23 protein-coding genes are annotated in these 16,874 nt (G+C 70.5%); 14 read left to right on the top strand and 9 right to left on the bottom strand.

Annotated elements, in window-relative coordinates:
- Nucleotides 1-8: 8 nt before the first annotated feature.
- On the bottom strand, nucleotides 9-791 hold the full coding sequence (locus WAF18_RS04125) for a lytic transglycosylase domain-containing protein (RefSeq protein ID WP_337244007.1): 783 nt from the start codon (nucleotides 789-791) through the stop codon (nucleotides 9-11).
- 105 nt (nucleotides 792-896) lie between these two features.
- On the opposite strand from WAF18_RS04125, the gene WAF18_RS04120 reads away from it, so the two are divergent.
- Nucleotides 897-1,415: an adenine phosphoribosyltransferase gene (locus WAF18_RS04120; protein WP_337244006.1), complete on the top strand. Its 519-nt coding sequence runs from the start codon at nucleotides 897-899 to the stop codon at nucleotides 1,413-1,415.
- Nucleotides 1,416-1,491: 76 nt separating this feature from the next.
- On the top strand, nucleotides 1,492-1,971 hold the full coding sequence (locus WAF18_RS04115; RefSeq protein ID WP_337244005.1) for a cupin: 480 nt from the start codon (nucleotides 1,492-1,494) through the stop codon (nucleotides 1,969-1,971).
- 31 nt (nucleotides 1,972-2,002) lie between these two features.
- On the opposite strand, the gene WAF18_RS04110 is transcribed toward WAF18_RS04115, so the two are convergent.
- On the bottom strand, nucleotides 2,003-2,725 hold the full coding sequence (locus WAF18_RS04110) for an SOS response-associated peptidase family protein (protein WP_337244004.1): 723 nt from the start codon (nucleotides 2,723-2,725) through the stop codon (nucleotides 2,003-2,005).
- 146 nt (nucleotides 2,726-2,871) lie between these two features.
- Between WAF18_RS04110 and WAF18_RS04105 the strand changes: the two genes are divergently transcribed.
- Nucleotides 2,872-3,075 carry a hypothetical protein gene (locus WAF18_RS04105; RefSeq protein ID WP_183427843.1) on the top strand — a complete coding sequence of 68 codons (204 nt, stop codon included), beginning with the start codon at nucleotides 2,872-2,874 and terminating at the stop codon, nucleotides 3,073-3,075.
- A gap of 36 nt (nucleotides 3,076-3,111) precedes the next feature.
- Here WAF18_RS04105 and WAF18_RS04100 read toward each other — a convergent pair whose 3' ends face one another.
- On the bottom strand, nucleotides 3,112-3,399 hold the full coding sequence (locus WAF18_RS04100) for a hypothetical protein (protein WP_337244003.1): 288 nt from the start codon (nucleotides 3,397-3,399) through the stop codon (nucleotides 3,112-3,114).
- A gap of 266 nt (nucleotides 3,400-3,665) precedes the next feature.
- Here WAF18_RS04100 and rnk point away from each other — a divergent pair, with 266 nt between their 5' ends.
- Together rnk and WAF18_RS04090 are read left to right on the top strand one after the other, a co-directional pair.
- Entirely contained in the window at nucleotides 3,666-4,091 is a 426-nt protein-coding gene (gene rnk / locus WAF18_RS04095; protein WP_183427841.1) for a nucleoside diphosphate kinase regulator, read from the top strand.
- A 50-nt stretch (nucleotides 4,092-4,141) separates the two neighbouring features.
- Nucleotides 4,142-4,744: a DNA-3-methyladenine glycosylase gene (locus WAF18_RS04090; RefSeq protein WP_337244002.1), complete on the top strand. Its 603-nt coding sequence runs from the start codon at nucleotides 4,142-4,144 to the stop codon at nucleotides 4,742-4,744.
- A 9-nt stretch (nucleotides 4,745-4,753) separates the two neighbouring features.
- On the opposite strand, the gene WAF18_RS04085 is transcribed toward WAF18_RS04090, so the two are convergent.
- The 4 genes from WAF18_RS04085 to WAF18_RS04070 all read right to left on the bottom strand — a co-directional run bounded on the left by WAF18_RS04085 (nucleotide 4,754) and on the right by WAF18_RS04070 (nucleotide 6,554).
- Nucleotides 4,754-5,077 carry a thioredoxin family protein gene (locus WAF18_RS04085; RefSeq protein ID WP_337244001.1) on the bottom strand — a complete coding sequence of 108 codons (324 nt, stop codon included), beginning with the start codon at nucleotides 5,075-5,077 and terminating at the stop codon, nucleotides 4,754-4,756.
- 16 nt (nucleotides 5,078-5,093) lie between these two features.
- Nucleotides 5,094-5,492 (bottom strand): host attachment family protein, encoded by a 399-nt coding sequence (locus WAF18_RS04080; protein WP_183427838.1) that lies wholly within the window; start codon nucleotides 5,490-5,492, stop codon nucleotides 5,094-5,096.
- A gap of 103 nt (nucleotides 5,493-5,595) precedes the next feature.
- Entirely contained in the window at nucleotides 5,596-6,147 is a 552-nt protein-coding gene (locus WAF18_RS04075) for a hypothetical protein (protein ID WP_337244000.1), read from the bottom strand.
- Between the two features lie 86 nt (nucleotides 6,148-6,233).
- On the bottom strand, nucleotides 6,234-6,554 hold the full coding sequence (locus tag WAF18_RS04070) for a DUF6122 family protein (RefSeq protein ID WP_183427836.1): 321 nt from the start codon (nucleotides 6,552-6,554) through the stop codon (nucleotides 6,234-6,236).
- A 134-nt stretch (nucleotides 6,555-6,688) separates the two neighbouring features.
- Here WAF18_RS04070 and WAF18_RS04065 point away from each other — a divergent pair, with 134 nt between their 5' ends.
- Together WAF18_RS04065 and WAF18_RS04060 are read left to right on the top strand one after the other, a co-directional pair.
- Complete coding sequence (locus WAF18_RS04065) at nucleotides 6,689-8,323, top strand: diguanylate cyclase (RefSeq protein ID WP_337243999.1); 1,635 nt, start codon at nucleotides 6,689-6,691, stop codon at nucleotides 8,321-8,323.
- Between the two features lie 102 nt (nucleotides 8,324-8,425).
- On the top strand, nucleotides 8,426-9,136 hold the full coding sequence (locus WAF18_RS04060) for a response regulator transcription factor (protein ID WP_183427834.1): 711 nt from the start codon (nucleotides 8,426-8,428) through the stop codon (nucleotides 9,134-9,136).
- Between the two features lie 100 nt (nucleotides 9,137-9,236).
- Here the strand turns inward: WAF18_RS04060 and WAF18_RS04055 are convergent, their stop codons facing one another.
- Nucleotides 9,237-9,836 (bottom strand): hypothetical protein, encoded by a 600-nt coding sequence (locus WAF18_RS04055; RefSeq protein ID WP_337243998.1) that lies wholly within the window; start codon nucleotides 9,834-9,836, stop codon nucleotides 9,237-9,239.
- A 336-nt stretch (nucleotides 9,837-10,172) separates the two neighbouring features.
- Here WAF18_RS04055 and WAF18_RS04050 point away from each other — a divergent pair, with 336 nt between their 5' ends.
- From WAF18_RS04050 to WAF18_RS04020, 7 genes are read left to right on the top strand one after another with little or no spacing between them, the layout of a single operon-like run.
- Nucleotides 10,173-11,597, top strand: coding sequence for a Do family serine endopeptidase (locus WAF18_RS04050; protein WP_183427832.1), 1,425 nt, complete (start codon nucleotides 10,173-10,175; stop codon nucleotides 11,595-11,597).
- Between the two features lie 55 nt (nucleotides 11,598-11,652).
- Complete coding sequence (locus WAF18_RS04045) at nucleotides 11,653-12,009, top strand: hypothetical protein (protein WP_183427831.1); 357 nt, start codon at nucleotides 11,653-11,655, stop codon at nucleotides 12,007-12,009.
- A 12-nt stretch (nucleotides 12,010-12,021) separates the two neighbouring features.
- Complete coding sequence (locus WAF18_RS04040) at nucleotides 12,022-12,543, top strand: phage holin family protein (RefSeq protein ID WP_337243997.1); 522 nt, start codon at nucleotides 12,022-12,024, stop codon at nucleotides 12,541-12,543.
- Nucleotides 12,540-13,100, top strand: a complete 561-nt coding sequence (locus tag WAF18_RS04035) for a protein sip-5 (RefSeq protein ID WP_337243996.1) — start codon at nucleotides 12,540-12,542, stop codon at nucleotides 13,098-13,100. The genes WAF18_RS04040 and WAF18_RS04035 overlap by 4 nt, the downstream gene beginning before the upstream one ends.
- A 28-nt stretch (nucleotides 13,101-13,128) precedes the next feature.
- Nucleotides 13,129-14,250, top strand: a complete 1,122-nt coding sequence (locus WAF18_RS04030; RefSeq protein ID WP_337243995.1) for an AI-2E family transporter — start codon at nucleotides 13,129-13,131, stop codon at nucleotides 14,248-14,250.
- A 22-nt stretch (nucleotides 14,251-14,272) separates the two neighbouring features.
- Entirely contained in the window at nucleotides 14,273-15,001 is a 729-nt protein-coding gene (locus WAF18_RS04025) for an HAD-IA family hydrolase (protein WP_337243994.1), read from the top strand.
- Nucleotides 14,998-16,359 (top strand): leucyl aminopeptidase family protein, encoded by a 1,362-nt coding sequence (locus tag WAF18_RS04020; RefSeq protein ID WP_337243993.1) that lies wholly within the window; start codon nucleotides 14,998-15,000, stop codon nucleotides 16,357-16,359. Before WAF18_RS04025 ends, WAF18_RS04020 begins: the two co-directional genes overlap by 4 nt.
- Before the next feature lie 38 nt (nucleotides 16,360-16,397).
- Here the strand turns inward: WAF18_RS04020 and WAF18_RS04015 are convergent, their stop codons facing one another.
- A complete protein-coding gene (locus WAF18_RS04015) occupies nucleotides 16,398-16,796 on the bottom strand; it encodes a hypothetical protein (protein ID WP_337243992.1) in 399 nt (132 codons plus the stop codon).
- Nucleotides 16,797-16,874: the final 78 nt, after the last annotated feature.

Here is a 16,874-nt window from a genome sequence, read left to right as displayed (position 1 = left end):
GCAGCAGGTCAGAGCGCCGGGCGCTCCACCGGGTGGCCCATCGCCGCCCGATAGCGCACGTACAGCGCCTGCACTTTCGCGATGTAGGCCTGCGTTTCGGGGTAAGGCGGCACGCCGCCATAACGCGTCACCGCGCCGATCCCGGCGTTGTAGGCGGCCAGCGCCAGCGTGCGATCATCGCCGTAGCGACGCAGCAATGCGCGCAGATGCCGGGCGCCGGCGCGGATCGATTCGCTGGGCGCGTGCGGATCGGCAACGCCATAGTCCGCGATCACGTCCGGCATCAGTTGCATCACTCCGCGCGCGCCCTTGGGCGACACCGCGTCGGCATCGAAGCCGCTCTCGGCATGCGCGATCGCGCGCAGCCAAGCCTCATCCAAGCCATAGGCCTTCGCAGCCGCCGCGAACACCGCCGAATGCGGCTGCAGCCTGGGTACACCCACCGCACCCAGGCCCTCGTGTGCGGGCTCGCCCGGTGGCGTGTGGGCAGTGAAGCGCAGGTACTCGCGCGCGCCCGGCAACCGACGCGTGCCGTAGACCCGTTGCCCGTCCTGCTCGCGCTCGTACAACACACCGCTGAACACCCCCATCGCACCCCACAGGTTCGGCGTCTGCACCGCATCGTCGGCGATCTGGCGGGCCTCGCACTTCGATCCGGGCTCGGGCGCCGTCGACAGGCTCACCGTGCCGTCGCGCACGCAGCGCCAGACCGTGCGCGCCTGCGCGGGCGCGGCGGACAGCACGGCAGCCAGGACGAAGCCACAGGCGAGCGAGGCACGTTGGGCGGGCATACCGGTTCCGGCAGGAAACTTCCGGCGAATACGCCCGTCCCGGTGAACATTGTGTCGGCGGCCCGATTGCGGCGATCATCCCCGCCCCTTGCTCGAGCCCCTTCGATGCCGCACTGGTCGACTCTGATCCGCGAGATCCCCGATTTCCCCAAACCCGGGATCGTCTTCAAGGACATCACCCCGGTGCTGGCCGAGGGTGCCGCATTCGCCGCTGCGATCGAGGCGATGGCCGCGCCGTGGCGCGACATGCCGCCGACCGCATTCGTGGGCATCGAATCGCGCGGCTTCATCTTCGCCGCCGCGCTCGCGCAGGCGCTGGGCACGGGCTTTGTGCCGGTGCGCAAGCCGGGCAAGCTGCCCGCACGCGTGCTGCACCACGATTACGCGCTCGAGTACGGCCAGGACCGACTGGAAATGCATGCCGATGCGTTGCCGCCCGGCGCACGCGTGGTCCTGGTCGACGATGTGCTGGCGACCGGCGGCACGCTGCGTGCGGCATACGCCCTGGCGCGGGCGCAGGGCGCCGAGGTCGTCGGAGCTGCGGTGCTGGTCGAACTGGCAGCGCTGGGTGGACGCGCGCGCTGGGACGGCGCCGTGCCCTTGCACGTCGCGTTGCCGGGTTGACGGACGTACGTCGTCGTCGCGGCGCTTCGACGGGAGCCGACCTATGGTGCGGGCCCCCACCCGCTGTCCCCGCCCCATGCATGAGGAACGCCTGACGCTGAGTCGCAACGACTGGGTGCCGAACAATCCGCGGCTTCCGGTGCGCATCTACCGTGGCCTGCGCATGGCGACCGATGCACCCTTCGACGCCGCGGCCTTTGAAGCCCGCTTCTCGGCCAACGGCTGGCCGCCCGACTGGCGCGGCGGGGTCTACGACTACCACCACTTCCATTCCAGCGCTCACGAGGTGCTCGGCGTGGCGGCCGGAACCGCCGCGCTGATGCTGGGCGGCCCCGACGGCACGATCGTCGAGGTCGGGGCGGGCGATGCGCTGCTGCTGCCAGTCGGCACCGGCCACTGCTGCGTGCGGGCCGACGCGGCGTTCTGCGTCGTCGGCGCCTATCCCCGCGGCCAGGACTGGGACATCCAGCGCAGCGCGCCCGATGCGAAGACGCTCGAGCGGATGCACGCCGTGCCCGACCCGCGTCGCGACCCGGTGACCGGCAAGCGCTTCTGATCCGCGTCGCCACCGGCACCGCAACAGCGCGTCAGTCGTCGTCTTCGTCGAAGGCGTGCGCCAGCCAGTCGCCGTCGGTCTCGTCGTCGTGGCGCTCGTGCGCCGCGGGCTCGAGCAGCGTGTAATCGTCGACATCGGGGCTGCGGATGCGCCGCGAGACCGGATAGGCCTCCAGCAATGGCTGCGGCATGGTCTCCAGGAAGCGCAGTGCCGCGGGCGGGCCGGCCAGCCAGTCGCCGATTGCCGCGGCAGGCATGAACACCGGACCGTCGGGCACCAGCGGCGCCGGGATCGCCGGGTTGGGATGGGTCAGCACCGCGAACGTGTACAGCTCGGGTGTGTCCTTGGCCCAGTGGTCCCACAGCCCGGCAGCAAACAGCGGCTCGCCGTCCTGCGCCTGGATGAAGTACGGCACCGGCGTCTCGCCGCTGCGGTCCCATTTGTAGTAGCCGTTCATCGGCACCGCGCAGCGGCGGGTCTCCCAGGGCCGCCGGAAGATCCGGCTACGCGGGGCCCGCGCCAGCCGCGCGGTCACCGTGGTGTAGGGCGTTTCGGGCAACGGCGACCAGCGCGGCACCAGGCCCCAGTCGAAGTCCTCGACGACCGGGCCGTCGCCGCGATCGACGATCACCGCCGCCGGGCGCCGTTTGCCGATGTTGTAGCGCGGCGGGGTGGCCGACAACGTCTCGCCGACGGTCCGGGGCAGCGCCGGCGGCCACGGCGCATCACCAAAGGCCTGCACGAACCTACGCATCGCTCGGACCGGGTGCCACCGGCGCGGGTTGTCGGCTGGACATGCGTGCATTCTCTCCATGGCCGCGTGAAGCGACCGCGCCGGTCTTCACGTGCTGCCTCCGCGCTGCGGGCCAGGGTCGTGCGCTCCCCAACGAGGATGACGACATGCAGCGCACGCCAGATCCGCAGGATGCCCCGATGCCCGACGGTGACGTGCCCGGCTCGGCACCGCATCCGATGCACGACCCGATGCCCGACCGGCCGATCGATCCGCCTGTGCCGACGCCCGGCGATCCCGAACGCGACCCGCAGCCGCAGCGCGATCCACCGTCGCCCACCCGCCCGCAGGATCCACCGCGACCGGCCTGACGCGATCCTGTGCCACGCCGGCCTGCCGAGGGCGCGTCACGCCATCGCAGGCGCCCGCGGCTGCCAGCAGGCCTCGGGCTCGCGCCGGGGAAGCGGCGATGCCGGCGTTATCGCAGGGACCACGCGTTCGCCTTCAAAGCCGCCATCCACGCTGTGGATGCGCACAATGGCGCCGCACAGCAGCACCGAGGCGTCGCTCGCCAGTTGTCGGAACGCAGCATCGCGCGTGGGGTGGTGAGAAAGCGTCCGTCCGGAGCCGGCGTCGAGCAGGGTCCAGTCGAGCGAAGCCGCGCAGTGGCGCAGCAGATAGCGGATCGGGGTCATGGCGGCCTTCAGTCAATGAGAGCGACGACCGGGGTGACCGGCGCCAACGCATCATGAATGCCGCCCGATGAGTGCCCGGTGTGCAGCGCGTCGATGGGCTGCACTATCTGCACGAACGCCAACCGGCGCACCCACCGGAACCGGGGTGGGATCGCCAGCGCGCGCGTGGCGGGGCACAATCGACCTCGGGGGCGACGCGAGGGCGTCGCCTTTCGTCTGTGTCTCGCCGGCACACCCGTTGCCGGCCCTTCTTGATGGAGAACCTGATGTCCACGCTTCCCCGCAGCGGCCTGCCGCCGTCCGATGCTGGCGCAACGCCGGCGATCACTGTGTCCAGCATCGACCTGGCGCGGCTCGAAGCCATGCTGCAGTCGCCCGCGCTGCGCAACCACCCGACGGCCGAACTGCTCCAGCGCGAGCTCGACCGCGCCGAGGTGCTGCCCCCCGACGCCATGCCCCCCGATGTCGTGCGCATGCACACGGTCGTCGAGTGCGAGGACGCCGACGGTGCCCCGCGCCACCTCACCCTGGTCTATCCCCAGGAGGCCGATGTCGCCAAGGGCCACGTCTCGGTGCTCGCGCCGGTCGGCGCCGCATTGCTCGGTCTGTCGATCGGACAGTGCATCGACTGGCCGACGCCCGGCGGCGTCCTGCGCCTGCGCGTCACCTCCGTGCAGCCGTTCGAGGGCTGATCCGGCCCGGTTTCGCGCGCCGGCGATGCCGGCAGCGGCAAGCTCGCACCATGCGTCCCCTGCCCCGATCGTTCTACGCGCGCGATGCCCGCCGCGTCGCGCCGGACCTGCTCAACAAGTGCCTGGTGGCCCGCGATGGCCGCCGGGCCCGCATCGTCGAGGTCGAGGCCTACTGCGGCGCCGAGGACGAGGCGGCCCATTCGTTCCGTGGCCCCACGCCACGCAACCGGGTGATGTTCGGACCGCCCGGCCATCTGTACGCGTACTTCATCTACGGCATCCACTGGGCGATCAACGCGGTGTGCGGCGACCGCTGCGGCCATGGCGTACTGCTGCGCGCAGCCGAGCCGTTGCTCGGCCTGCCCGAGATGGCCGCCGCACGCGGCACCGCCGACCCGGCCTTGCTGGCGTCCGGGCCGGGGCGTCTGGCCCAGGCCTTCGGGGTCTCGGGCGCCGATGGCGGGCTGGACCTGACCTCGCGCCGCGCTCGCCTGTGGATCGGCGACGACGGTACGCCGCCACCCGATGCGCCCATCGCCACGCCGCGTATCGGCATCCGTCGCGCCGCCGACCGCCCCTGGCGCTGGGCCGTGCCGGACCATCCGCATGTCTCGCGGTTCCGGTCGCTGCCGCGCAAGCGCGCGCCACGCTGACCGCTCGACTCAGTCGGATGCGGCGAGCGCAGCCTCCACGTCTTCAACCGAACCGGGGCGCGTGACGCGGGCGACCTCGACACCGTTGCGCAGCACGACCAGGGTCGGCCACAGTTTCACGCCGAAGCTGCGGCCCAGCGGCCGGCCCTTGCCGTCTTCGACCTTGATGTGGGCAAGATCCCGACGCCGCTCGATCGCAGCACGCAGCAGCGGCTGCGCGGCCTGGCAGTGACCGCACCAGTTGGTTCCGAACTCGAGTGCGAGCACGCCTGTCATGGCGTCGATGTCGTCGCGCGTGGGCGCGTTCGCGGAGTAACGTGCGGTCCAGGCCATGATCAGCCGCTCCGGCTCAAGACAATGCACGCTCGATCGCGTCGAGCGGCAGATTGGTGTAGTCCTTGGCCAGATCCGCGACCAGGCGCTGGGTGGTCTCCTTGTGCAGCAACGGACGCACCCGTCCCAGCGTGTGCGGGTCGGCGATCAGCACCAGGTCGGTGAACTTGTTCTTCAGCGCGCCTTCGTTGAGCCCCAGGGCCAGCTGCTTGGCGAATGTGGCCTCGTCGAGCTGCGATGCGCTCGATTCTGCAGGCATCGCGCCGGCCGGGCCGTCGTCGTCGAGGTTCATGCCTTCGAGCAACGCTTCCTGACGCAGCGCCAGCGTGCCTGCCTCGCCAACGTTGGTGAACACGCGCGCCGCGCCCCCGTTGGCCACCACGATCATCGCGCCCTGGGGAATCTTCATCGTCATCGTTTCGCCTCCACTTCGCTGCATCGCGCCAGATGGCGCCGAGCCAATGTAGGCAGGCGGATGTGAGCGCGATGCAATGTGGCGCGGCTCGAGCGCGGCACGCTCAGCGCCAGGGCCGACGCCCCTCGGTCCACGAGCCCGAGCGCGTCCGCCCGGCCGGCCACGGCTCATGGATGTCGCGCCAGGTCGGCCCGAACGGGGTGTCGAACCCGTCGTACATCCCTTCGCCGGGCAGCAGGCCCAGGCCGCGGTAGCCGATGGGACCGTCGGAGCGCGCCACGCGCAGATTGAGGTTCACGGTGCCACCGGCCTCGCCTTCGCGCTCGCGGCACAGATTCAGATCGGCGGCGTTCCAGTGGCTGGTGCCGCCGCGCGAGGAATGGCCGATGCCGGTGCTGACGCTGCCGGTGATCGCGCGCTCCTGGCCGTCGGGCGCCGTCGGGCAACCGCCGCGCCGCACCAGGGCGTCGTCGTGGCGCTGACGCCAGGCCGGCGTCGCGGTGCGCGGCCCGGTGTATTCGCCCTCGCCGAAGGCGGCCTCGCCAGTGAACATCGGCGTCTCGGGCAGGCGCAGGTCGGCGCGTCCATCGCTGGCATGGGCCAACGGCGGCGCCAGTGCGGCCGCAAGCAGCCAGGTCAGCATCGAAGTGCGCATGGCGCAGGTCCCGTTTTACGCCCGAGGGCGACGGCCCACGCTACCAGTGTTTCGTTGAATCGCCGCTGGCCGCGGTCCGACGCTGGTCAGCCGTGACGCATCCACACACAGTCGATCGCATCGAGCGCGATGTGCACCAGCAGACCGATCGCCAGCAGCCGCGTGCGCCGCGGCACCACCAGGACGCCGTAGAGCGCGACCGCAGGCGCGGTGTGCAAGGGATGGAATCCGATGCTGCAGCGATCGGGCTGATATACCGGGTCGGCGACCAGATGATCGAGATCGATCAGCCAGCCAAGCAACAGCAGGCCCCAGGCGTGCAGGAACCGCTTGCGCCAGAACATCCAGGCCAGCAGCGCCGGCACGGCGGCGTGGAGCAGGAGGTGGACGATGGCGCGCGTACCCATCGTGCGGATCCGGCGGGGCGCGACAGGGTACGCCAACTCGGACGACGGCCGATCCCGCCCATCCCGTACCATGTCGTCCCTTCCTTGGGAAGGCGCAGGGGCTGCTTCGACGCGAAGCGGTGGACGAGGCAGGCATGAAGGCAGGATCGGGGATGCGCAAGGCGGGGCTGCTGACGATCTGTGCAGGCGTGCTGTCGCTGGCAGCCTGCGTCGGGTGGCATGACGATGCGCCTGTGGTCACGGGCCAGCCGACGACGGCGGTCGAGGCCTCACAGACTTGCGACCATGCGCACACCGGGCCGCATGTCGCACTGCGCCTGCCGGCCCCCGAAGGCGGCTGGTCCGGCGCGCCGCAGGCCGTGGTGGTGATGAACACCTTCGCCGGCTCGGTCGACATCCGGCATGGCACGCGCATCCGTTGTGGCTCGCCCGAAGACGCCCGGTCGCTGGATTCGCGGTTCCGCGCCGGGGTCGGTGCAGTGATCGTGCCCGAGGCGGGCGACACCGCGCCGATCGAGGTCGGCTTCGACGACAACGCGCTGCCGCTGTGGCGTCCGATCGTCCAGTTGGGCGAGCCCGCGCCGATCCAGCGAGCCGACATCGCCCGCTTCGCGGTCCGCATCGCGTCGATCGCCGTGGTGCTGACCTTGCTGGTCTCGGCACTGCTGGCGTTCTTCGCCACCCGCGAGCGTGCATTCGCCAGTTATGCGGTCGCCGCATCGCTGTTCGCACTGTGGCAGGCGTTGCTGTCCGGCTTGTGGGCCTGGCCCCGCCCCTGGCTTCCGGTGGCCGGCATGACCGTGCTGGCCCTGGTCGGGCTGGGGCTGGGCATGGCCGGACTGACCACCAGCGCCTTGCTGCGCCAGTCGGGCCTGCGACGACGACACCCACGGCTCGACCGCGCCGCCACGTGGGGTGCGCGCGGCCTGATCGCGATGACCGTCGTGGTCCCCTGGCTGCCGGTGCGGGCAGTGGCGGGCCTCTCGGTTGCGATCGAGCTGGGTTTCTATCTGCTGTGTCTGGCGTTCGCGATCGCGGCACTGACCGCATTGACACAGCGCCGCGGCGACGGCTTGCTGCTGCTGGCCGGCGTCATCCCGTTCCTGCCGATCGCCGGCCTGCAGGCGGCCTGGCCCGATGCGCTGGCGCTGTGGAAAGTCGAGGCGTTCATGCTGGCCGGCGGCTGGCTGGCGCTGACCTGCAGCATGACCCTGACACTGCGCCTGGGCCGCTTGCGTCGACAACGCGACGAGATGCGCATGCTCGCGCAGACCGATGCCCTGACCGGCCTGCCCAACCGGCGTGCCGCGCTGGAACGACTCGAGCAGTGCATGGCCGATGCGCGCGAGACCCACACACCGCTGACGATCGCCTTCCTCGACGTCGACCACTTCAAGCGCATCAACGATGTCCATGGCCACGAGACCGGCGACCGCGTCCTGCGTCATGTGGCCCGCGCGTTGCGACACGCCTTCCGGGATGCCGACCACATCGCGCGCATGGGCGGCGAGGAATTCCTGGCCATCCTGCCCGGCGCCGAGCCGGTGCATGCGCAGACCCGCATCGACGTGCTCCGCGTCTCACTGCAGGACATCGGCAGTGCACTGGGCATCGCCGGCCTCCAGGTCACCCTGAGCGCCGGCGTGAGTGCCTTGCACCCGCTCGACCGGGACACCGCGGCCCTGCTGCGCCGCGCGGATTCGGCGATGTATGCGGCCAAGCGCGGCGGCCGCGATCGGACCGAAACGGCCGCGGCCGCGGTCGCCTGACGACGCTGCACGACCGCCTGACCTAGGCGCCGCCGCGTTCACCGGACCTGCACCGATTTGATGCGACCTTCGCGGACCTTAATTGCAGTCGGAGTTCGTTGGATGGCGCATCACAGCCCCGGGGGCCTCGTCCTTCTGGTCGAGGACAACCGCAATATTTCCGAGCCGGTCGGCGAGTATCTGGAAAGCCGGGGGTTCGAAGTGGACTATGCCGCCGACGGCCTGGACGCCTACAACATCGCCTCCGAAAATCCGTTCGACGTCATCGTGCTGGACCTGATGCTGCCGCGCCTGGGCGGCATCGAGGTGTGCCGCCGCCTGCGCGCGGACGGCCGCAATGCGACCCCGATCCTGATGCTGACCGCGCGCGACTCGCTGGAGGAGAAGATCGAGGGTCTGGAGGCCGGCGCGGACGACTACCTGACCAAGCCGTTCGACATCAAGGAACTCGAGGCCCGGATCCGGGCGCTGATCCGCCGCGATCGCCGCGAGGTCGGGGCTGCGGTGCTGGAGGTCGGCGACCTGCGGCTGGACCCGGTCTCGCTGCGTGTCCAGCGCGGCGGACGCGAGCTCAATCTCGCGCCGATCGCGATGAAGATCCTGACCATCCTGATGCGCGAAGCGCCACGGGTCGTGACCCGCCGGGAGATCGAACAGGAGATCTGGGGGCTGAGCCTGCCCGACTCCGACACACTGCGCAGCCACCTGTACAACCTGCGCAAGATTATCGACCGCGACCAGCCGGTCCAGCTGTTGCACACGATCACCGGCGCCGGCTACCGGATCGCGGATCTGAGCCAGGCGGTCGCCTGAGCCATCGCCGCCATGCCGTCACGGCATGGCGGTCGAGCAGCCCGTTCGGTGCGGCCTGCGCCGCGCCGCATGGCGTCCAGCAAGACCGACGCGCGAGTGCCTAACGCGTCTTGGCGACCGACTTGCGCGGGGCCTTGGTCGCCGTGCCGGTACGCGCTGCCTGGGTCGTCGTCGCGCCCGCGGTCTTCTTGGTCGCCTTCTTGGTCACCTTTTTGGCGGTCTTCTTGGTCGCTGCCTTGGCGGTCTTCTTCGCGGCCTTCTTGACGACGTTGCCGGCGTCGGCGAGCTGCCGGGCGGCCTTCTTGGCGACCTTGCGAACGGCGGTCTTCGCTGCCGGCTTGGCGCCCGGACGCGCAGCCGTCTTTTTGGCGGCGTCCACCGAACGCGCCTTCGCAGCCGCGCGCTCGGTCGCGGTCCGTCCGACACCCTTGCGCTTGAGCGCGGCGATTTCGGACGCGGCGGCCGATTGCGCGCTCTCCAGCGTCTCGCGCGCCGCGGCCACGCGCCGACTCACCGCATCGGCGGCCTTGGCCACGATCCGGCTGGCGCGATCGCCCAGCGTGCGCGCGCCGTCCGCCACGGCCGCCTCGGCCTGCCGGGCGGAGGTCTCGACCGATGCCGCGGCCGTGCGGACCCGCTTGCGCACGACAGCGACCACATCGCCGGCGCGTCCGGCGGCTTTCCCCTTGTCCTTGCCCATGCTGCAGCCCCCGTCCTGTGCGTACGGGCCCATTGCCCGCACCCGGCAATGTAACGCGCCCCGCTGCGGTCGAGTAGCGGCGCGCCGTGGTCGGCGCACCTTGGCGGCCCTGCCTGGTTGCCGCACCGGCAGGGCGCGCGGCCTGATCGGGCGGCGCGCAACGGCGGGCGCATGAATGCGGACTTCAACACCGATTCAAGCGAATGCAGCGACACTGCGCGGGCGCTGGCCGCCGCCGGTCTTGCAGACGCTTGAGCAACGCCGCCGCAGCCACTACGTTCGATCTCCGACCCGATTCGTTCCGCCACGGCCACGCCGACAGGGGATGCCACCGCCATGCGAGCCAAGACCACGCTTCTCGCCCTGACCCTTGCCGCCGCATTCGGCGGCTTCGCCGCCACTGCGATGCGCGACGCGCTGCAGCAGCCTGCGGCGGCGACGCCACCCGGCACAGCCGCAGTGCCGATGGTCGCCCTGCCCGCCGCCGTCGATGGCCAGCCGCTGCCGTCGCTGGCGCCGATGCTGCGCCAGGTCACGCCCTCGGTGGTGTCGGTGCATACCAAGCAGCGCGTGCGGGTGAGCCCGTTCGGCAACGATCCCTTCTTCCGCCGGATGTTCCCCGAGCTGTCGCAGGAACGCATCAACGAATCGCTGGGCTCGGGTGTCATCGTCGATGCCGCGCAGGGCTACGTGCTCACCAATCACCACGTCATCGAAGGCGCCGACGACGTCTCGGTGACGCTGTCGGACGGGCGCACGCTCGAGGCCGAGTTCATCGGCTCGGACGTCGACACCGACGTGGCGCTGATGCGGGTCAAGGCCTCCGGCCTGACCGCGATCCCGCTGGCGCAGGACAGCAATCTGCAGGTCGGCGATTTCGTCGTCGCGGTCGGCAACCCGTTCGGATTCGGCCAGACCGTGACCTCGGGCATCGTCTCGGCGGTCGAGCGCAGCAACGTGCCGGGTGTGGGCTTCCAGAACTTCATCCAGACCGATGCGTCGATCAATCCCGGCAACTCGGGCGGCGCGCTGGTCAACCTGCGCGGCGAACTGGTCGGCATCAACACCGCCAGCTTCAATACCCAGGGCAGCATGGCCGGCAACATCGGCTTGGGGTTCGCGATCCCGATCGGTCTGGCGCGCAACGTGATGACCCAACTGGCGACCACCGGCAGCGTGCAGCGCGGCACGCTCGGCGTCGACACCCAGACCGTCGACGCGCGCATCGCGCAAGGCCTGGGCCTGGAGACCCCGCGCGGCGCGGTGGTCACGCGCGTCTACGGCGGCTCTCCGGCCGCCGACGCCGGGCTGCGGACCGGCGATGTGGTGATCGCCGCCAACGGACAGCGCATCGACAACAGCGAGGCCCTGCGCAACTTCCAGGGCCTGCAGACGCTCGATGCACCGGTCACGCTGGAGGTGCTGCGCGACGGCAAGCCACTGAAGATCGACACCCGCCTGCGCGCATTGCCCCGCGACGGCGCGAGCTTCGATCCGCGCCTGGCCGGCGCGACCCTGGCCGACCTGCCTGAGGCGATCCGTCGCCAGAACAACCGCATCGGCGGTGTGCGTATCGAAAAGGTGGCACCGGGCAGCCGCGCGTTCGAAAATGGCCTGCGCGAAGGCGACCTGATCCTGGCAGCCAACAGTGGCGAGTTCCGCGACCTTGCCGGATTCCGCGATTCGCTGGCCAACCGTCCGACCGATCTGGCCATGCGCATTTCACGCGGCGGACGCATCTACAACGTGATCATGCGTTGACCCCATCCGCGCCGTGCGCGTCCGCACGGCACGTCCCACACAGGAGTGAGCGAAGATGAGCCCCACCTCGACCGAAGCGGTGAAGTCCAATCTCGGCGAAGCCGGTAACCACCTGGCGCAGGCTGCGCGTGACGCGACCTCGGCCGTCAAGAATGCGGCCGGTGTCGCGGGCGAGGAGCTCAAGCTCGGCAAGGCCAGCGTCAAGGCCGATCTCGCCGGCTCGGCCTCTGCCGGGCTGGCCGCCGTCGAGGAAGGTACCGCCGCAGCGAAGGAACAGGCCGACCTGCTCATGGAGAAGGGCCGCGATCTGATCGACAGTGCCGCCGACCTGATCCGTGAGCGTCCCATCGCCGCGTTCGGCACGGCGTTCGCGGCGGGCTGGATCATCGCCAAGCTCGCCCGTACCAAGTAATCGCGGATCGACATGACCGAGCGCGTGACCGGGGAAGACCCGCGCGAGGGGCAACCGGCCGGGAGCGCAACCCGCGCGCCCGGCGAGGTGCCGAACCTGGATGAAAGCGTCCGCCGCGTCCGCGCGGCGGCCAAGGAGACGCTGGGCTCGGGGCTCGATACCGGGCGCGCCCTGCGCAAGTTGGTCTCGGCCGACTTCGCCCTGGCCCGCAGCGCACTGGGTCGGGCCCTGGCGTGGTCGGCAGTCTCCGTGGTGTTCGGCGCCTCGGCCTGGCTGCTGGCCATGGGCGCCGCGATCGCGTTGCTGCAATCCTGGGGCCTGTCATGGCTGGCCTCGATCTCGATCGCGATGGCCATCAGTCTGCTGGTGACCGCGCTGGCGGCCTGGCGGGTCTCGGTGTTCTTCGATCATGCCGGCATGCACGCCACCCGGCGCCAGTTGACACGGCTGGGGCTGTTCTCCGAAAGCACGCCGGACGAGGACGACGAGGCCGTCCCGCCGCCGCGGCCAACGCCACAATCGAGGACGCCATGAACTTCGAAGGTCTCAAGACACGGGTCGAACGTGCCGAGGCGCTGGTCGATGGGCGCGTGGTGCAGACGCTCGACCGCCACGCCGCGTTGCGTTCGAGCTGGCGCGAGGCCTGGACGCCATCGCGGATCGTGATTGCCGGCCTGATCGGCGGATTCGCGATGGGCGTCTCGCAGCCCAAGCGGGCGCTGCGGCGGCTGGGCAAGATCGGCGGGCCGAAATCGTTGCAGATGATCAGCGCGCTGTCGGGCCTGGCGTCGTCGATCCAGGCGACGATCGCCGCGGTCAGTGCCAAGCAGGCGGCCGAAGCCGCCGATGCTTCCGAAGACGCCGCAGCCGACGCCGCCACCGAGGCGACATCGCCCACCGCAAGCGCTGCTGCGACTGCCCCACCCGTCGATCCTGCCGCCGCATCGGCCCATGTCACGACTGGCGCAGACGACACCGTGACCGTATCGGTCCCGTCCCCCCGCGCCGATCGCCGTCGCCCCGAGCCCACCCACGACGCCCAGCCCCGGCCTGCCGAGGCAGCCACCGAAATCTCGGAATCCGGACGCTGAGCGCGCCCCCGACGCGCCCTTTCCTTCGATGAGCACCCCGACCACGCCGCCTCCGCCGGAGGATGCACCGCCGCCGGTGCCCACGCCTGTCGCTCCCCGTCCACGCGCATCGACTGCGCTGGTGGTGCTGACCACGCTCGTGGTGCTCGCCACGCTGTGGGCCGCGCAAGGCGTGATCCTGCCGGTGCTGCTGGCGATGTTCTTCGCGCTGGTCGGCAATCCCGTGCTGCGCGGCCTGCGCCGGTTGTGGATTCCCCGCTTCGTCGGCGCCTTGCTGGTGTTGACCGCCGGGCTCACCGCCACCGGCATGCTCGGCACCCAGCTCTACGGGCCAGCCAGCGAATGGGTGCAGCAGGCGCCCAAGCAGTTGCGTGCGCTGGCGCCGCGTCTGAAGCAGATGACCCAGCCGGTGCAGCAGGCCAACCGGGCGGCGGAGACCTTCGCCCGCGCGACCGAGGACCGGCCGCAACGCCGCGTGCAGTTGGTGCGGATCCAGGACGACAGTTCGTGGCGCACGCTTGTCGCTACACCGCGCATGCTGGCTTCAGTGCTGGCAGTGGTGCTGCTGACCTTCTTCTTCATGGTCTATGGCGAGAACCTGCAACGCAACGCGATCGCTCTGTTGCCCGACCGGCAGCGCCGCAAGCTCACGGTCGACATCCTGCAGTCGATCGAACGCGAGATCTCCCGCTACGTGCTGACCATCTCGATCATCAACACACTGCTGGGCGCGCTGTTTGCCGGCATCCTGCTGTGGATGGGGCTGCCGCTGCAGGATGCGCTGCTGTGGGGGACGGTCGTCGCGCTGTTGAATTTCGCCCCCTATGTCGGTCCGCTGATCGGCGTGCTGCTGATGCTGCTGATGGGCTTCGTCAGTTACGAGGGCAGTTGGCCGACCCCGGCCTGGGCGCCGGTGATTCCGGCGGCGATCTATCTGGCGCTGCACACGCTCGAGGGCCAATTCGTCACCCCGATCGTGCTGGGCCGGCGGATGGCGTTGTCGCCATTGATGCTGGTGCTGGCGCTGCTGTTGTTTGGCTGGATGTGGGGCATCGTCGGCCTGCTGCTGGCGGTGCCGTTGCTGGTATGTGTGAAGCTGGTGCTCCGGCGCGTGGAGGGCTTCGAGGGCTGGGCGCGGCTGCTGGCCTGAGCACGCCCGCTACAATGGCCGCATGCGATTTCCCATCCGCGCCATCACCATCGATCTCGACGACACCGTGTGGCCGTTCGCACCGATCGGCACCCGCATCGAACAGGCGCTCGACGCCTTCCTGCGCGAACACAGTCCGGCGACCGCCGAGCGCTACCCGATCGAACGCATGCGCGCTTTGCGCGCGCAGATGTTCGCCGACAACGCGCACCTGGCGCACGATGTCGAGGCCCTGCGCCAGCTCACGATCGAGCACGCGCTGCGCGACAGCGGGGGCGATGTCGGCCTGCTCGATGCGGCCTATCGGGTGTTCCACGCTGAGCGCAACCGCATTGAGTTCTATCCCGACAGCCTCGAGGCACTGGCACGGATCGCCGCGCGCGTGCCGATGGCGGCGCTGACCAACGGCAATGCCGACATCGAACACATCGGCTTGTCGCATCTGTTCGCGTTCAAGCTGGCCGCGCGCGAGCACGGCGCGGCGAAGCCGGACGCGAGCATCTTCCATGCCGCCTGTACGCGGCTGGGCTGCGCGCATGGCGACGTGCTGCACGTCGGCGACCACATCGAGATGGACGTCGCCGGTGCCGCGCGCGCGGGGCTGCGCAGTTGCTGGATCAACCGCGAAGGCCGCCGCTGGGAGCATCCCGAGCTGACGCCCGATCTCCAATTCGACACCCTCACCGCACTCGCCGACTGGCTCGACACCGTGCCGACCGCCGCGACGACGCCTGACCGGACCCGCTCATGACCCACAACATCACCGACCTCTTCGCCGCTGACGCACGCGATGCCCGCCCACTGCACATCGTCTCGCGCAAGCACTACGCTGCCTGGCGCGACAGCCAGCCGGCCGCCATCGGCCACTGGCTCGATGCCCAGGCGTTCGACGGCGCCGCGGGCGCCTTGACCCTGCTGCCCGGCGGCGACGGCCTGGCCGGCGCGGTGATCGGTATCGGCGATGCGCACGACCCCGACAGCTACGCGCATGCCGTCTACGGCCTGCCCGAAGGGTGCTGGCACCCGGTCGGCCACTACGCGGCCGATGCACTGCAGCTGGGCTGGGGCCTGGGTGCGTATCGCTTCACCCGCTACAAGGCCACCGCGCGCAAACCGGCGCGCCTGGCGCTCGACCCCGATCCGGCGATCGTCGACCTGATCGCCGCGACCGCGCGCGTGCGCGACCTGGTCAACACCCCGACCGAAGACATGGGGCCCGAACAGATGGAGGCGGTGGTCGGCGACATCGCCGCCGCACATGGCGCCACGTTCGAGAGCATCGTCGGCGATGCCTTGCTGGCAAGGAACTTCCCGGCCATCCATGCCGTGGGCCGTGCCTCGCACCGCGCACCGCGCCTGCTGCACCTGCAGTGGGGCGACGCCTCGCATCCGCATGTGGCGATCGTCGGCAAGGGCGTGTGCTTCGACACCGGCGGGCTGGACATCAAGCCGGCTGACGGCATGCGCAACATGAAGAAGGACATGGGCGGCGCGGCACACGCGATCGCGCTGGCCGAACTGGTCATGGCGCGTCAGCTGCCGCTGCGGATCACGCTGCTGGTGCCGGCAGTCGAAAACGCGATCGGTCCCGATGCATTGCGTCCGGGTGAGGTCATCGCCACGCGCAAGGGCCTGAGCGTGGAAATCGACAACACCGATGCCGAGGGCCGCCTGGTGCTATGCGACGCACTCGCCTACGCCGCCGAGCAGTCGCCCGACACGCTGCTCGATTTCGCCACGCTGACCGGCGCGGCACGCATCGCGCTCGGGCCCGACCTGCCTGCGCTGTTCGCCAACGACGATGCCCTGGCCGCCGCCTGGATCGCCGGCGGCGAAGCCACCCGCGACCCCGTCTGGCGCATGCCGCTGTGGCGGCCGTACCTGCGCTACCTGACCAGCGGCATCGCCGACATCGCCAATGCCGGCTCGCGCATGGCCGGCAGCGTCACCGCGGCGCTGTATCTGGAGCGCTTCGTGCCTGGCGATCTGCCCTGGGCGCACCTGGACACCTACGCCTGGAACGACAGCAGCCGTCCAGGCCATCCGCAGGGCGGCGAGGCACTGGGCCTGCGGGCGGCGTGGGCAATGCTGCAGGCGCGCTGCGGCTGAAAAACGCCGGCCGACGGCGCGGCGGCAACGCCGCGTCGTCAGCGCAGCCAGCCGCGCCGTGCGGCCGAGCGGGCGAACAGCCAGATCGAACCGACCACCAGCACCAGCAGCACCGGCATCGCAGGCCCGGTGGGAAACAGTGCAGGCTGCAGCACCAGGCCGGCGCCGACCAGCACCGCGACCGCGACGAAGGCCGCAAGCAGCATCGGCACCGCCCAACGGCGGGCCAGCAGCAGCGCGACCGAGCCGGACGTGCCGGCGACTACGGCCAGGCCGGAGACGAGATCGAACCACATCGGGAGCGCGGTCGTTGCGACCTCGGTCTGCGCCGGCAGCGTGGCCAGCCGCAGCATCAGCAGCAACAGGCCGAACAGGTACCACAGCAATGCGATGAGGGCGACGACACGGCCGCCCAGCGGCATCGAGGATCGGATCACAGGGCCTTCCGGCAAGCGTGCACAACCGAGCACGGGCCAACGAGGCTAGCAGCCCGCCGCCACTACGCACAGCCAGCT

It is taken from the genome of Luteimonas sp. gir, assembly GCF_037198055.1.
In the GTDB taxonomy this organism is placed as follows: Bacteria; Pseudomonadota; Gammaproteobacteria; order Xanthomonadales; family Xanthomonadaceae; genus Luteimonas; species Luteimonas citri_A.
This window is presented reverse-complemented; position numbering and strand designations above follow the sequence as displayed.

What these genes read in the sequence shown, in the direction of transcription:
- WAF18_RS04125 (WP_337244007.1), bottom strand. Translation starts at nt 791, where the DNA reads ATGCCCGCCCAACGTGCCTCGCTCGCCTGTGGCTTCGTCCTGGCTGCC.
- WAF18_RS04120 (WP_337244006.1), top strand. Translation starts at nt 897, where the DNA reads ATGCCGCACTGGTCGACTCTGATCCGCGAGATCCCCGATTTCCCCAAA.
- WAF18_RS04115 (WP_337244005.1), top strand. Translation starts at nt 1,492, where the DNA reads ATGCATGAGGAACGCCTGACGCTGAGTCGCAACGACTGGGTGCCGAAC.
- WAF18_RS04110 (WP_337244004.1), bottom strand. Translation starts at nt 2,725, where the DNA reads ATGCGTAGGTTCGTGCAGGCCTTTGGTGATGCGCCGTGGCCGCCGGCG.
- WAF18_RS04105 (WP_183427843.1), top strand. Translation starts at nt 2,872, where the DNA reads ATGCAGCGCACGCCAGATCCGCAGGATGCCCCGATGCCCGACGGTGAC.
- WAF18_RS04100 (WP_337244003.1), bottom strand. Translation starts at nt 3,399, where the DNA reads ATGACCCCGATCCGCTATCTGCTGCGCCACTGCGCGGCTTCGCTCGAC.
- rnk (WP_183427841.1), top strand. Translation starts at nt 3,666, where the DNA reads ATGTCCACGCTTCCCCGCAGCGGCCTGCCGCCGTCCGATGCTGGCGCA.
- WAF18_RS04090 (WP_337244002.1), top strand. Translation starts at nt 4,142, where the DNA reads ATGCGTCCCCTGCCCCGATCGTTCTACGCGCGCGATGCCCGCCGCGTC.
- WAF18_RS04085 (WP_337244001.1), bottom strand. Translation starts at nt 5,077, where the DNA reads ATGGCCTGGACCGCACGTTACTCCGCGAACGCGCCCACGCGCGACGAC.
- WAF18_RS04080 (WP_183427838.1), bottom strand. Translation starts at nt 5,492, where the DNA reads ATGACGATGAAGATTCCCCAGGGCGCGATGATCGTGGTGGCCAACGGG.
- WAF18_RS04075 (WP_337244000.1), bottom strand. Translation starts at nt 6,147, where the DNA reads ATGCGCACTTCGATGCTGACCTGGCTGCTTGCGGCCGCACTGGCGCCG.
- WAF18_RS04070 (WP_183427836.1), bottom strand. Translation starts at nt 6,554, where the DNA reads ATGGGTACGCGCGCCATCGTCCACCTCCTGCTCCACGCCGCCGTGCCG.
- WAF18_RS04065 (WP_337243999.1), top strand. Translation starts at nt 6,689, where the DNA reads ATGAAGGCAGGATCGGGGATGCGCAAGGCGGGGCTGCTGACGATCTGT.
- WAF18_RS04060 (WP_183427834.1), top strand. Translation starts at nt 8,426, where the DNA reads ATGGCGCATCACAGCCCCGGGGGCCTCGTCCTTCTGGTCGAGGACAAC.
- WAF18_RS04055 (WP_337243998.1), bottom strand. Translation starts at nt 9,836, where the DNA reads ATGGGCAAGGACAAGGGGAAAGCCGCCGGACGCGCCGGCGATGTGGTC.
- WAF18_RS04050 (WP_183427832.1), top strand. Translation starts at nt 10,173, where the DNA reads ATGCGAGCCAAGACCACGCTTCTCGCCCTGACCCTTGCCGCCGCATTC.
- WAF18_RS04045 (WP_183427831.1), top strand. Translation starts at nt 11,653, where the DNA reads ATGAGCCCCACCTCGACCGAAGCGGTGAAGTCCAATCTCGGCGAAGCC.
- WAF18_RS04040 (WP_337243997.1), top strand. Translation starts at nt 12,022, where the DNA reads ATGACCGAGCGCGTGACCGGGGAAGACCCGCGCGAGGGGCAACCGGCC.
- WAF18_RS04035 (WP_337243996.1), top strand. Translation starts at nt 12,540, where the DNA reads ATGAACTTCGAAGGTCTCAAGACACGGGTCGAACGTGCCGAGGCGCTG.
- WAF18_RS04030 (WP_337243995.1), top strand. Translation starts at nt 13,129, where the DNA reads ATGAGCACCCCGACCACGCCGCCTCCGCCGGAGGATGCACCGCCGCCG.
- WAF18_RS04025 (WP_337243994.1), top strand. Translation starts at nt 14,273, where the DNA reads ATGCGATTTCCCATCCGCGCCATCACCATCGATCTCGACGACACCGTG.
- WAF18_RS04020 (WP_337243993.1), top strand. Translation starts at nt 14,998, where the DNA reads ATGACCCACAACATCACCGACCTCTTCGCCGCTGACGCACGCGATGCC.